General features: G+C 66.0%; 11 protein-coding genes. 4 read left to right on the top strand and 7 right to left on the bottom strand.

Going from position 1 to position 13145, the window contains the following annotated elements:
* Window positions 1-109: 109 nt before the first annotated feature.
* Window positions 110-1774, bottom strand: a complete 1665-nt coding sequence (pyrG, locus tag ACCQ05_RS12830) for a CTP synthase (RefSeq protein ID WP_372390677.1) — start codon at window positions 1772-1774, stop codon at window positions 110-112.
* A gap of 172 nt (window positions 1775-1946) precedes the next feature.
* Window positions 1947-2189, bottom strand: coding sequence for a hypothetical protein (locus ACCQ05_RS12835; protein ID WP_104540495.1), 243 nt, complete (start codon window positions 2187-2189; stop codon window positions 1947-1949).
* A gap of 161 nt (window positions 2190-2350) precedes the next feature.
* On the opposite strand from ACCQ05_RS12835, the gene parE reads away from it, so the two are divergent.
* Window positions 2351-4240: a DNA topoisomerase IV subunit B gene (gene parE, locus ACCQ05_RS12840; RefSeq protein WP_228962049.1), complete on the top strand. Its 1890-nt coding sequence runs from the start codon at window positions 2351-2353 to the stop codon at window positions 4238-4240.
* 416 nt (window positions 4241-4656) lie between these two features.
* On the opposite strand, the gene ACCQ05_RS12845 is transcribed toward parE, so the two are convergent.
* From ACCQ05_RS12845 to ACCQ05_RS12855, 3 genes are all read right to left on the bottom strand, one after another.
* The gene (locus ACCQ05_RS12845) at window positions 4657-5418 is read right to left on the bottom strand and encodes a YdcF family protein (RefSeq protein ID WP_372390679.1); all 762 of its coding nucleotides are present in this window, start codon (window positions 5416-5418) and stop codon (window positions 4657-4659) included.
* Window positions 5419-5526: 108 nt separating this feature from the next.
* Window positions 5527-6654 carry an inorganic phosphate transporter gene (locus tag ACCQ05_RS12850; protein ID WP_104540414.1) on the bottom strand — a complete coding sequence of 376 codons (1128 nt, stop codon included), beginning with the start codon at window positions 6652-6654 and terminating at the stop codon, window positions 5527-5529.
* Window positions 6655-6663: 9 nt separating this feature from the next.
* A complete protein-coding gene (locus ACCQ05_RS12855) occupies window positions 6664-7290 on the bottom strand; it encodes a DUF47 domain-containing protein (protein ID WP_372390681.1) in 627 nt (208 codons plus the stop codon).
* 273 nt (window positions 7291-7563) lie between these two features.
* Between ACCQ05_RS12855 and ACCQ05_RS12860 the strand changes: the two genes are divergently transcribed.
* Both ACCQ05_RS12860 and ACCQ05_RS12865 read left to right on the top strand, forming a co-directional pair.
* Window positions 7564-8904: a hemolysin family protein gene (locus ACCQ05_RS12860; RefSeq protein ID WP_104540413.1), complete on the top strand. Its 1341-nt coding sequence runs from the start codon at window positions 7564-7566 to the stop codon at window positions 8902-8904.
* Entirely contained in the window at window positions 8888-9559 is a 672-nt protein-coding gene (locus ACCQ05_RS12865) for an exopolysaccharide biosynthesis protein (RefSeq protein ID WP_372390683.1), read from the top strand. Before ACCQ05_RS12860 ends, ACCQ05_RS12865 begins: the two co-directional genes overlap by 17 nt.
* Window positions 9560-9869: 310 nt before the next feature.
* Here the strand turns inward: ACCQ05_RS12865 and ACCQ05_RS12870 are convergent, their stop codons facing one another.
* Window positions 9870-10370 carry a pyridoxamine 5'-phosphate oxidase family protein gene (locus ACCQ05_RS12870; RefSeq protein ID WP_372390685.1) on the bottom strand — a complete coding sequence of 167 codons (501 nt, stop codon included), beginning with the start codon at window positions 10368-10370 and terminating at the stop codon, window positions 9870-9872.
* Between the two features lie 60 nt (window positions 10371-10430).
* Window positions 10431-11432: an LLM class flavin-dependent oxidoreductase gene (locus tag ACCQ05_RS12875; protein ID WP_372390687.1), complete on the bottom strand. Its 1002-nt coding sequence runs from the start codon at window positions 11430-11432 to the stop codon at window positions 10431-10433.
* A 286-nt stretch (window positions 11433-11718) separates the two neighbouring features.
* On the opposite strand from ACCQ05_RS12875, the gene ACCQ05_RS12880 reads away from it, so the two are divergent.
* The gene (locus ACCQ05_RS12880; RefSeq protein ID WP_372390689.1) at window positions 11719-13122 is read left to right on the top strand and encodes an MFS transporter; all 1404 of its coding nucleotides are present in this window, start codon (window positions 11719-11721) and stop codon (window positions 13120-13122) included.
* The last annotated feature ends 23 nt before the right edge of the window (window positions 13123-13145 follow it).

Raw genomic sequence — 13145 nt, forward strand, 5'->3', positions numbered from 1 at the left:
TAACTGGCGCGCAGCGATGCGCTCGTCATGGCTGCCACCTTCAAGTGCATTGCGGCGCATCTTCATCCGCCCCTTCGGGTCACCTGCTCCTGACAGGAGAAAGAACAACTCACGCACGCGCTTCCTTGAGCAACTTGCCGCCAGCCTTCTTCTCGCGCGCAGCGCGCACGAAGCCGATGAACAGCGGATGCCCGTCGCGCGGCGTGGACAGGAACTCCGGATGCGCCTGGCAGGCCAGGAACCAGGGGTGCGCATCGCGCGGCAGCTCCACCACTTCCACCAGCGTGTCGTCCATCGACTTGCCGGAAATCACCAGGCCGGCATCTTCCAGCTGGGTGCGGTAGCGGTTGTTGAACTCGTAGCGGTGACGGTGACGCTCGGCCACCACGTCCTTGCCGTAGACCTCGCGCGCCAGCGTGCCCGGCTTCAGGCGCTGCTCCTGCAGGCCCAGGCGCATGGTGCCGCCCAGGTCCGACTTTTCGTCGCGCTTTTCGACTTCGCCGGTGGCGGTGCGCCACTCGGTGATCAGGCCGATCACAGGATGCGGCGACTGCCGATCGTTCTCGGTGCTGTTGGCCGCGTCCAGCGCGGCCACATGGCGCGCGTAGTCCACCACGGCGGCCTGCATGCCGTAGCAGATGCCGAAGTACGGCACCTTGTGCTCACGCGCGTACTTGGAGGTCAGTACCTTGCCTTCGAAGCCGCGGTCGCCGAAGCCGCCCGGCACCAGGATACCGTCGATATCCTGCAAGGCCGCCATGTCGCTGCCTTCCAGGTCCTGGGCTTCCAGCCATTTCAGGTTGACCTTGGTGCGCTGGCGCAAGCCGCCGTGACGCAGCGCTTCGGCCACCGACTTGTAGGCGTCCTGGTGATCGACGTACTTGCCGACCACCGCAATGGTGACTTCATCCAGCGGGTGCTTGACCGCATCCACCACCGCCGCCCACTCGGACAGATCGGCCGCGGCGACCTTGTCGCGCAGCTTGAACTGATCGATGACCAGTTCGTCCAGGCCCTGGCGCAGCAGTTCCAGCGGCATGCCATACAGCACGTCGATGTCCGGGCAGCTGATCACCGCGCGCTCGGACACGTTGGTGAACAGCGCGATCTTGCGACGCTCCGAATCCGGCACCGCCTGCTCGGACCGGCACAGCAGCACGTCCGGCTGGATGCCGATCGAGCGCAGTTCCTTGACCGAATGCTGGGTCGGCTTGGTCTTCAGCTCACCGGCCGCCGCGATGTACGGCACCAGGGTGAGATGCATGAACATGGCCTTCTCGGCGCCGCGCTCGGTGCGCACCTGGCGGATCGCCTCCAGGAACGGCAGCGACTCGATGTCGCCGACGGTGCCGCCGATCTCGATCAGCGCCACGTCGAAACCGGCCGTGGCCTCGTCGATGCAACGGCGGATCTCGTCGGTGATATGCGGAATCACCTGCACGGTGGCGCCCAGGTAATCGCCGCGGCGCTCCTTGCGGATCACGTTCTCGTAGATCCGGCCGGTGGTGACCGAGTTCTTGCGCGACAGCCGCGTGCGCACGTAGCGCTCGTAGTGGCCAAGGTCCAGGTCGGTTTCGGCACCGTCGTCGGTGACGTAGACCTCGCCATGCTGGAACGGGCTCATCGTGCCCGGGTCCACGTTGATGTACGGGTCCAGCTTCATCATCGTGACCTTCAGGCCACGCGCTTCGAGAATGGACGCAAGCGAAGCTGCGGCGATGCCCTTGCCTAGCGAGGACACTACACCGCCTGTTACGAAAATCAGGGGAGTCATGGGGCTCAAGGCCTCCCGGAAAGCCATAGTTTAACGGGTGATGGGCCAATGCCCAAGGGTTGCGTGACGAGGAGGGCATCCCGCGCGGAAAAAAGCCTGCAACCCGCTGTAAATGCAGACGCCCCGGGCTGAGCCGGGGCGTTGCGTGGTGCGAGTTGCCGATGCGCGAGGATCAGCGCGCCGGCTTTTCCTCTTCTTCTTCCTCGCGCGGGGCGCTGTCGGCCTTGGGCTTCTGCGCGGCAGCGGCGGCGCGGCGCTCGGCCTTGCGCTCGGCTTCGGTCTTGGCCTTGGCGTCGTCGGCCTTCTGCGTGGTGGCGCCCTGCCCGGTCTGCTGCGGGGCGGCCTGGGCCAGCGCCGGCAAGGCCGCCACAGCGGCCGCGCCCAGGGTGAGCATCAGGATATGTTTGAACTTCATGGTGTCCTCCGGTTCGGTCACATCCTCAGGTGGGGACGTTCGGTTCCGAAACCAACGCCAGGGTAGCCAAGCGCACCCAGCCCTGCACTGAACGCCTGCCACGTGCAAAAAGTCGCCCCAGCCCGCACACTTGCGCGTCGTTTCACGTGCCAACGAGATGCATGAACACCCGTTATAACGCCGCCGATATTGAAGTGCTGTCAGGCCTGGACCCGGTCAAACGCCGCCCGGGCATGTATACCGACACCGCGCGCCCGAACCATCTGGCGCAGGAAGTGATCGACAACTCCGTCGACGAGGCGCTGGCCGGACACGCCAGGCAGGTCGAAGTCACCCTGTACAAGGATGGCAGCTGCGAGGTGTCCGACGACGGCCGCGGCATGCCGGTGGACATCCATCCGGAAGAGAAGATCCCGGGCGTGGAACTGATCCTGACCCGCCTGCATGCCGGCGGCAAGTTCAGCAACCGCAACTACACCTTCTCCGGCGGCCTGCACGGCGTGGGCGTGAGCGTGGTCAATGCGCTCTCGACCAAGGTCGAGCTGTTCATCAAGCGCGAAGGCAGCGAGCACCGCATGGAGTTCCGCGACGGCAACGCCGCCTCCAAGCTGGAAGTGGTCGGCACGGTGGGCAAGAAGAACACCGGCACGCGGCTGCGTTTCTGGGCCGACCCCAAGTATTTCGACACGCCCAAGTTCAATGTGCGTGCGCTGCGCCATCTGCTGCGCGCCAAGGCCGTGCTGTGCCCCGGCCTGACCGTCAAGCTGCACGACGAGGCCACCGGCGAGCAGGACAGCTGGTATTTCGAAAACGGCCTGCGCGATTACCTCAAGGGCGAGATGGCCCAGCACGAGCTGCTGCCGGCCGAGTTGTTCGTGGGCAGCCTGAAGAAGGACACCGAGATCGTCGACTGGGCCGCGGCCTGGGTGCCGGAAGGCGAGCTGGTGCAGGAAAGCTACGTCAACCTGATTCCGACCGCGCAGCACGGCACCCATGTCAACGGCCTGCGCTCGGGCCTGACCGATGCGCTGCGCGAGTTCTGCGACTTCCGCAACCTGCTGCCGCGCGGGGTCAAGCTGGCGCCGGAGGACGTGTGGGACCGGGTCACCTTCGTGCTCAGCCTGAAGATGACCGACCCGCAGTTCTCCGGGCAGACCAAGGAGCGCCTGTCCTCGCGCCAGGCCGCCGGCTTCATCGAAGGCGCCGCGCACGACGCCTTCAGCCTGTATCTCAACCAGAACGTGGAGATCGGCGAGAAGATCGCGCAGATCGCCATCGATCGCGCCAGCGCGCGCCTGAAGACCGAAAAGCAGATCGTCCGCAAGAAGGTCACCCAGGGCCCGGCCCTGCCCGGCAAGCTGGCCGACTGCATCAGCCAGGACCTGTCGCGCACCGAGCTGTTCCTGGTGGAAGGCGACTCGGCCGGCGGTTCGGCCAAGCAGGCGCGCGACAAGGATTTCCAGGCGATCCTGCCGCTGCGCGGCAAGATCCTCAATACCTGGGAAGTGGCCTCCGGCAGCGTGCTGGCCTCGGAAGAAGTGCATAACCTGGCGATCGCGATCGGCTGCGACCCGGGCAAGGACGACATCACCGGGCTGCGCTACGGCAAGGTGGTGATCCTGGCCGACGCCGACTCCGATGGCCTGCATATCGCCACGCTGCTGACCGCGCTGTTCCTGCAGCATTTCCCTGCCCTTGTGGCCGCCGGCCACGTGTTCGTGGCGATGCCGCCGCTGTTCCGCGTGGACGTGGGCAAGCAGGTGTTCTACGCGCTGGACGAGGAAGAAAAGACCACGCTGCTGGACAAGATCGCGCGCGAGAAGATGAAGGGCCAGATCAGCGTGACCCGCTTCAAGGGCCTGGGCGAAATGAATCCGCAGCAGCTGCGCGAATCCACCATCCATCCGGATACGCGCCGGCTGGTGCAGCTGACCATCGACGATGGCGAGCAGACCCGTTCGCTGATGGACATGCTGCTGGCCAAGAAGCGCGCGGGCGACCGCAAGCAATGGCTGGAAACCAAGGGCGATCTGGCGTCGCTGGAAGTTTGAATCGGCTGAAAATCTGAAAACACCAAGCAGCTAAAGCTTCGCCCCATCGGGGCGAGAAGGTGCCGCTTGCGCACCTGTCTTCTAGCGCCCGCGCCGCCAAACGGGCCAGGGTGCGAAGCGAAAGTTAGGGTCAGGGTGAAGCCGATGATTCACCCTGGTGGCGCGTAGCGACGCGCTGGCCATCGCAGGCAGTGATATCCCTCCAAGGCGCCCCTCATCCGCCTGCGGAGCACCTTGCCGCGCGGGAGAAGATGCGGTGACGCATCATCGACCAGCATCATCATTTCCAAGCGCCGCGCATGCGCGTTGCCCCACCGATCTGCAAGTGGCAAGCACCGTCGCCAGCACATCAGCCGAACAGATCTGACAGCGCACCAGCCGTTACGAATCCCTAATCCCGACTCCCCAATCCCCAATCACAACGCACCAGGCTCGCTGGCCTTCACGTTCCAGCCCAGCCATTGGTAGAGCTGGTAGCGCGCGATGCCCAGGTACTCGTGCAGGGCGACATCGGCCAGGGTGAAGTTGTAGCTCTGCGGCAGGATCGACCACGTGGCGGTCAGCCAGTCGGCACGTACCGGCACCGCCTCGATGCCGAAGTGGCGGAAGTACAGCTCGGCGCGGCGCAGGTGGGTGGCCGATGACACCAGCACGATGCGATCGGGCCGATGCGCGCGCAACAGCGGCTGGCTGAACTGGGCGTTCTGCCAGGTATTCATGCTGGACGGCTCCATGATCAGGTCCGCGCGGTCGATGCCCAACCCGATCAGCACGCGCTGATAGACCACCGCCTCGGACAGACCCAGGCCGCGCGCATCGCCGCCGCTGATCTCGATCTTGCAGTCGCCACCGCGACGATGGCACTGCTGGTACAACCGCGCCGCTTCGACGATGCGGCCGTACGCGAACAGATTGGCCTCGGCCACCGCATCCGGGCCCTCCGGGCGCACGGTGCCGGCGCCGAGCAGCACGATGACGTTTCGCGCACCCCACGCGTCGAAATCGTTGACCCCGGTGCGCTGCAGGTGTTGCAGCATCCACGACGGCAGCGGTCCGCAGCCAACCGCCAGCACCAGCGCCAGCGTGAGCGCACCCAGCGTGCGGGAAAACCGCCGCAGCCCGCGGCGGTCGATCAACCAGGCAAGCCCGAACAACACGCACACCAATGCCAGCATCATCGAAGAAGGGTCTCGCTCAGGGCGCGCCGGCGATCGCGCTGCACGCGGACGGCCGGCGCCAATGGCACTGCATCGTGATCACGGTGCATGACCGCACCGCGACACCACTCATGTCCAGCCAAACAGTTCGAAGGCGCGCAGGATCAGGTAGGCCACGCCGCCGGCGGCAGGAATGGTGAGGATCCAGGCCCAGACGATGCGCTCGATCACGCCAAGGCGCAGCGAGCGCGGATTTTTGGCAAAGCCCACGCCCATGATGGCGGTGGAGATGCTGTGGGTGGTGGAGACCGGCATGCCGAAATGCGCGGCCATGGTCAGCACCGTGGCCGAGCTGGTTTCGGCGGCAAAACCATGGATGGGATGCAGCTTGACCATCTTGTGGCCGAGCGTCTTGATGATCTTCCAGCCGCCCGACGCGGTGCCGGCCGCCATCACCACCGCGCAGGTCAGCACGATCCACATCGGGATGCCGTCGCCGGCCGCCAGCCCGGTACCCGGGTGCAGGAAGGCCAGCCAGCCGGGCAGATTGTCCAGCGCGCCGGCCGACTGCGCGCCGATCAGGGTCATGGCGATGATACCCATGGTCTTCTGCGCATCGTTGTGCCCGTGCGCGTAGCCCATGTACGCGGCCGAAGCGATCTGCGCCTTGCCGAAGAAGGCATTGACCCAGCGCGGCCGTGCCAGCCGCCCGATCGGGCCGCCCAGCCTGGACATGCCGGCGATGATCGCCCACAGCAGCACCATCACCACGATGCCGAGCAGGAAACCGGCGATCGGCGAGGTGACCATCGGCACGAACACCTTCCACAACAGGCCCTTGTTCTTGGCCCAGTTGCCGATGTTCTCCGACCAGATCAAGGCATCCCAGTTGTTGTGCGCGGCGGCCAGGCCGGCGCCGCACAGCCCACCGATCAGCGCATGCGAGGACGACGACGGCAGGCCCTTCCACCAGGTGATCAGGTTCCAGATGATGCCGCCCAGCAGCGCGCACAGGATCACCTGCGGAGTGACGTCCACCACGTTGGTGTTGAGCAGGCCCGAAGCGATGGTCAGCGCCACTGCGGTGCCGGTGAGGGCGCCGATCAGGTTCATGCCGGCCGCCAGCATCACCGCCCAGCCCGGCGAGAGCACCTTGGTGGCGACGACGGTGGCGATGGAGTTGGCGGTGTCGTGGAAGCCGTTGATGAACTCGAACACCAACGCGGCCAGGATCACCACCAGTACAAGGGTAAGCACGCGGCGGCCTCAGCTGTTCTTCAACACGATCTGGTACACCACCACCCCCGCCTCGCGGCAACGGTCGATGGCTTTTTCCAGGATCTCGAAGAACTCCTTGAGCAGGAACATCTGCAGCGTGTCCAGGCGGCCGGAATAGATGTCGCGGTACAACTCCAGCATCAGCCGGTCGGCCTCGTTCTCGAGCATGCGCAGCTTGTCGTTGAGCGCGGTTATGCGATCAATGTTCATGCGCGGCAGGTCGTCGACCATCTCCACCACCACCGCGGCCGCCTGTTCCAGCATCGCCGCGCGCGGGGCGAAGTCGATGTGTTCCAGGTGCTTGGTCGCCAGCGAATAGCGGTCGGCGAATTTCTCCACCTGCTTGGGAATCTTGTACAACGCCGAGCCCAGCGCTTCGATGTCTTCGCGCTCGATCGGGGTCATGAAGCTGTCCACCAGGGCCTGGCCGATCTTGTCGGAGGCCGCGCGTTCGCGCAGGCGGGCGAGCTTGAAGGCGTCCAGCGCGGGCTGCCGGTCGGACTCGCGCATCATGGCGTGCAAGGCCTTGGTGCTGTCGTAGGCGGCCTGCGCCGCTTCGTTCAGGAGCGAATAGAACTGCTTGCCGGAACCGAAGATGGTCTGCAACGAGAACATGGGTGGAGAACTTCCTGCCGTCGAGGGAGGACGGCACCAAGGGCGAATTATGACCGTTCAATGACCCGTCTGGGTATATCGGTGCTGGCGACGGCCTTCACATCGGCATTTCCCGGCTCGAACCACCCTGTGGTTTGCTACCATGCCTCCCGCGCCTTCGGGCGCACCCTATGGACGACGACCCTATCCCCCCCGCTTGCCGCCCCGCCCCCGTGCGCGCCGGCCAATGCAGTGCAACCCCGCCCTCCCCTTCATTGACCGGGGACTGCGCCCGTGGTTGAGTTTCTGATCGTCATCGCCCTGATCGTCTTGAACGGTTTCTTCGCCATGTCGGAGATGTCGTTGATGACCTCGCGCAAGAGCCGCCTGAAGCAGATGGCCGGCTCCAGCAAGCGCGCCGCGCGGGCGCTGGCGCTGGCCGAAAGCCCGGAAAACTTCCTGTCCACGGTCCAGATCGGCATCACCCTGATCGGCATCCTGACCGGCGTGTTCGGTGGCGAGGCGATCGGCGAGGCCATCAGCAACTGGCTGCAGGGACTGTTTCCGGCACTGTCGGCCACCTTCGAACTGGTCGGCAAGCCGCGCCCGTATTCGGTGGTGATCGGCAGCGCCCTGGCGGTGGCGTTGATCACCTTCCTGACGCTGATCTTCGGCGAACTTGTCCCAAAGCGGCTGGCGCTGCGCAATTCCGAGGACATCGCAGGCGTCGTTGCGGTGCCGATGGCCTGGCTGGCCAGAATCGCCGCGCCCGGGGTGTGGGTGCTGGCCCGTTCCACCCGGCTGGTGCTGCGCCTGCTGGGCATGGGCAAGGACGAATCGGCCTCGGTGACCGAAGAGGAGATCCGCATGCTGGTGGCCGAAAGCCACGAGGCCGGGGTGATCGACGCGCACGAGCGCGACATGATGAACCGCGTGATGCGGCTGGGCGACCGCACTGCCGACAGCCTGATGACCCCGCGCAACCGCATTGCCTGGCTGGACGCCAATGCCGCCCCAGAGCGCAACCTGGCGGTCATGCGCGAACACGAATTCTCGCGCTACCCGGTCTATCGCGGCAGCGACCAGGACATCGCCGGCGTGCTGGAAGTCAAATCGCTGGTCACGCGCATGGACGGGCATGGCGCGCACCTGTTCCAGGCCTTGCGCGATACGGTATTCGTGTCCGAATCCACGCATGCGATGAAGCTGCTGGAGATCTTTCGCGAAGAACAGCAGTCGATGGCGCTGGTGGTGGACGAATACGGCGAGATCCGTGGCCTGGTGACCATCAGCGACCTGATGGGCGCGGTGGTCGGGCGTCTGCAGGCGGTGGAAAATACCGACGAGGACGCGCTGGTGGTCACGCGTGCCGACGGGTCGCTGCTGATCGACGGCTCGCTGCCGGTGGAAGAACTGCGCGAAGTGCTGGGCGCCGAGTTGCCGGACGCTGAGGATGGCGATTACCACACGCTGGCCGGGCTGTGCATCTACTACTTCGGGCGGATTCCGCAAGCCGGCGAATTCTTCGATTGGGCCGGCTGGCGCATCGAGATCGTGGACCTGGACGGCGCGCGCGTGGACAAGCTGTTGCTGAGCCGGGTCGGCGACGAGGGCAGCGATGACATCGTCGGCTGAGGGCCGGCCGCCGGCCGGGGATGCGGACGAGGACCAGATGCGCTATCGCAACGAAGGCATCCGCAGCCTGCTGGCGGCCTTCAGCGATGGCGACCCGGAGCAGGTGCTGCGCGTACGCGAGATTCTGGCGGACCTGCAGCAAAGCGCGTTCGGCGTATTCCTGTTTCTGGCGATCCTGCCCTCGTTCATTCCGATTCCCGGCGTGGCCGGCGGCATCAGCGGCCCGCTGACGGTGTTGATCGGGCTGCAGATGATGTGCTGCCTGCGCAAGCCATGGGTGCCGGCCTTCATCGGCGAACGTGGGCCGCGGCGGCGTACCAGCCAGCGCTTCGTGACCAAACTTGCGCCCACCTTGCGGCGGCTGGACCGCCTGCTCAAGCCACGCCTGCATGGGCTGCTGGATCGCCTGCCGGCGCAGGTGTTCACCGGCGTACTGCTGGTGATGGTCGGCGTTCTGCTGACCTTGCCGATCCCGTTCACCAACTACATTTTCGGGCTGATCCTGCTGTTGTTCGCATTGGCCTTGCTGGAACGCGACGGCGCGCTGCTGCTGGCAGGCTGGGCGGCGGCGCTGATCTCGGTGGCCGTGTTCGGGGTGACCTCGGATCAGCTGGTGGATCTGATTCGCGGATGGTGGCCGGTGGCTTGGCGGTAGGGCTGGAGCCAGCGCACGTTTTAGCGCCTTTGGTTGCGCGTGTCCCGGTGTTGCGAGCGGTTGAGTCAACCGGTGCTGATCTGCGCAGTGGGGATGTTGTTAGGCGGATCAGTGCAGCAGGTCTCGCTAGCCTTAAAGCGCAGGCTATTCGTAGTTTCCGGTCGCTTCGTACCCTCACCCCAACCCCTCTCCCGACGGGAGAGGGGCTAATTGCGCGGAGGTGATGGGTAATCCCGCCAGCGAAGGGCTCGTGCGCTGTGCTGCACTTGCAGCCTGCTCTGCATTTATCAGCGGTAGCCGGATCGGGGCTTTACTTCAGGTCGACCACACGGTTGTCGGACAGGCTGCCGGGGTCGTCGGTCACCGCGGTCATGACGAAATACAGCGCCTTGCCGAGCAGGCCGCTGGGGCCATCCCAGTATTCGGCCGATTCGGCGCGTACATGGATCAGGCGCAAGGTGGGATCGTCCTTGCCGCCTGGGAAGAACACCTTCATCGCCGGCGACCACAGTTGCTCGATCTTGGCGCGGTCGTGCACCACCTGCGCGGTGCCGGCCACCGACACATAGGTGTTCTTCGATGCCGAGGCGTAGGCCACGTTGACGCGCGCGTCGGCGGCGATTTCTGCGACCTTCGGGCTGTCGGCGGCGGTGGCGAACCACAGGTCGCCGTCGAATTCGACCTCCTGCGTGCCCAAGGGGCGGCTCACTAGCTTGCCGTCGGCCGAGACGGTGGTGAACATTGCGATGTCCACCCCGCGGATCAATTCGGCCAGCTGCTTGATGCTCTCGCTGCGTTCGTGAAGTTGCATGCGTGCCTTCCTAATGGATGTGCACGCATCTGAGCGGATCGCCATGCAAAACGACGTGAATCACGCAATGGTCACGTCCAGCTCGCGCACCGCGGCGGCGGCGATTTCGAACGAGCGCAAACGTGCGCTGTGCTCGTAGATGTTGGCGGTGAACAGCAACTCATCGGGCGCATGCCGCTCGATGAAGGCCGCCACGCCCTGCGCCACCTGCTCGGCGTCGCCCAGCACCGTGCAGGCGAGCGCGCGTTCCACTCCGGCGCGCTCGTGCGGCTGCCAGAAACTGTCGATGTCGTCGATCGGCGCCGGAATCTTGCCCGGCTTGCCGCGGCGCAGATTGACGAAGCTCTGCTGCTGGGTGGTGAACAACCGGCGTGCCTGCGCCTGCGTTTCGGCGGCCACCACGTTCAAGGCCAGCATCACGTATGGCTTGGCCAACTGCGCGGACGGGCGGAATTCGCGGCGGTAGATCGCCACCGCTTCATCCATCGCATCGGGAGCGAAATGCGAGGCGAAGGCGAACGATAGCCCCATGGCCGCCGCCAGGCGCGCGCTGAACAGGCTGGAGCCCAGCAGCCACACCGGCACGTCGAGACCGGCACCGGGGACTGCCTGTACCAGCTGCCCCGGCACGGCCGGCGCGAAGTAGCGCAGCAGTTCGGCCACGTCCTGCGGGAACTGGTCGGCGCTATCGAAATAACGGCGCAACGCACGTGCGGTGGGTTGGTCGGTGCCGGGCGCGCGGCCCAGGCCCAGATCGATGCGCTGCGGATACAGCGAGGCCAGCGTGCCGAACTGTTCGGCCACCTGCAGCGGTGCGTGGTTGGGCAGCATGATGCCGCCGGCACCGACGCGAATGGTCTTGGTGCCGCCGGCCACATGGCCGATCAGCACCGCGGTGGCGGCGCTGGCGATACCCGGCATGTTGTGGTGTTCGGCCAGCCAATAGCGCTGGTAGCCCCAACGCTCGGCGTGCTGCGCCAGATCCAGCATGTTGGCGAAGGCGTGGGTGGTGTCGCTGCCTTCGCAGACTGGCGCCAGATCGAGCACGGAAATAGGGGTCATGAAATGACTCCGGATCAAAGAGGATGTGCCAGAGATGGGGCCGACCGCCGGCATTGCCAGCCGCCTGCGCGCCGCCGTGCGGGATTACAGCATTCCAGCAATCAAACAGCGGGGCGGCGAATCAGCGGCCTCGGCCGTGCGCGGGCGCCCATGCGCTTGCGTCAACCGATCGGCTGCCGGCCGGCATGGACGCCGGCACGAACGCGTCGAGCGCCCGACGAAGCACGCGCCGGGTGGCGAGCGGCCGCTGGCTATGATGGCGTTCACTTGGCTGCACGCTACGACCATGGCCTCCCCTGCTGCATCCGCGCACAGTGCCGACGTTGCACAGATTGCCGCGCGCATCGATCGCCTGCCCGCCAGCGCCAGCGTGTGGCGGCTGGTCGGCCTGCTGGCGCTGGGCGGCTTCTTCGAGCTGTACGACCTGTTCCAGACCGCCTACATCAGCCCCGGCCTGATCGCCGACGGCATCTTCGCCCAGGGTAGCGATGGCGCATTCGGCATGTCCGATCAGGCCGCGTTCGCCGCAGCCACCTTTCTGGGGCTGTTCGTGGGCGCTGCGCTGCTGAGCCCGTTCGCCGATCGCTTCGGTCGACGCCTGGTGTTCACCCTCGCCCTGGTCTGGTACACCGCGGCCACCGTGGCGATGGGGCTGCAGAGCACGGCCACCGGCGTGATCGTGCTGCGCTTCTTGGTCGGGATCGGCTTGGGCATCGAGCTGGTGACCATCGACACCTACCTGTCCGAACTGGTGCCCCGGCATATGCGCGGCGCGGCGTTCGCGTTTGCGTTCTTCGTGCAGTTCCTGGCGGTGCCGGCGGTGGCACTGAGTGCATGGCTGCTGGTGCCGCACGCGCCCCTGGGCGTCAGCGGCTGGCGCTGGGTGGTGCTGCTGAGCGGCGTGTTCGCACTGGCGATCTGGTGGCTGCGCAGCCGCCTGCCGGAATCGGCCCGCTGGCTTGCCAGCCAGGGCCGCTACACGGAGGCCGATGCGGTGCTGGCACAACTGGAGGCGCGCTGCGAGCGCGACCTGGGTGCGCCATTGCCGAAGCCGCAGGCGCCCGACGCCCTGCCCGCCGCCCAGGTGCAGCTGTCGCTGCTGTGGCGCGCGCCGTACCGCGGGCGTATCGGCATGCTGGTGGTATTCCATGTCTTCCAGGCGATCGGCTTCTTCGGCTTCGGCAACTGGCTACCGGCGCTGATCGCGGCGCAGGGCACCGGGGTGACCAAGAGTCTGGCCTCTGCGTTTGCGATCTCGCTGGCCTACCCGCTGGCGCCGCTGCTGTTGCTGCGCTTTGCGCAGCGCTGGGAAAACAAGTGGCAGATCACCGCATCGGCGCTGGGCGCGGTGCTGTTCGGCGTGCTGTTTTCGCTGCAGCACCAGGCCGCCGGCATGGTGGCGTGCGGGGCGATGATCGCGTTCTGCAATGCCTGGATGAGCTTTGCCTATCACGGCTACCAGGCCGAGCTGTTTCCCACCGGCCTGCGCGCGCGGGCGGTGGGGTTCTGCTATTCGTTCAGCCGCTTGTCGACGGCGGTGAGCAGTGTGCTGATCGGCTGGCTGCTCACCCAGGTCGGCAGCCATGGCGTGCTGGGCTTCATCGTGATCAGCATGTCGATCGTGGCGAGCGTGATCGCTGTCTTCGGGCCGCGGACGCGCGATCGCGCGCTGGAAGAGATCGCCGGCTGACCGTTGTGCGTCGCCGCTGCGCG

This window comes from Xanthomonas sp. NCPPB 3582, assembly GCF_041475735.2.
Lineage (GTDB): Bacteria > Pseudomonadota > Gammaproteobacteria > Xanthomonadales > Xanthomonadaceae > Xanthomonas > Xanthomonas codiaei.

What these genes read in the sequence shown, in the direction of transcription:
- ACCQ05_RS12845 (WP_372390679.1), bottom strand. Translation starts at nt 5,418, where the DNA reads ATGATGCTGGCATTGGTGTGCGTGTTGTTCGGGCTTGCCTGGTTGATC.
- parE (WP_228962049.1), top strand. Translation starts at nt 2,351, where the DNA reads ATGAACACCCGTTATAACGCCGCCGATATTGAAGTGCTGTCAGGCCTG.
- ACCQ05_RS12855 (WP_372390681.1), bottom strand. Translation starts at nt 7,290, where the DNA reads ATGTTCTCGTTGCAGACCATCTTCGGTTCCGGCAAGCAGTTCTATTCG.
- ACCQ05_RS12880 (WP_372390689.1), top strand. Translation starts at nt 11,719, where the DNA reads ATGGCCTCCCCTGCTGCATCCGCGCACAGTGCCGACGTTGCACAGATT.
- ACCQ05_RS12835 (WP_104540495.1), bottom strand. Translation starts at nt 2,189, where the DNA reads ATGAAGTTCAAACATATCCTGATGCTCACCCTGGGCGCGGCCGCTGTG.
- pyrG (WP_372390677.1), bottom strand. Translation starts at nt 1,774, where the DNA reads ATGACTCCCCTGATTTTCGTAACAGGCGGTGTAGTGTCCTCGCTAGGC.
- ACCQ05_RS12875 (WP_372390687.1), bottom strand. Translation starts at nt 11,432, where the DNA reads ATGACCCCTATTTCCGTGCTCGATCTGGCGCCAGTCTGCGAAGGCAGC.
- ACCQ05_RS12865 (WP_372390683.1), top strand. Translation starts at nt 8,888, where the DNA reads ATGACATCGTCGGCTGAGGGCCGGCCGCCGGCCGGGGATGCGGACGAG.
- ACCQ05_RS12870 (WP_372390685.1), bottom strand. Translation starts at nt 10,370, where the DNA reads ATGCAACTTCACGAACGCAGCGAGAGCATCAAGCAGCTGGCCGAATTG.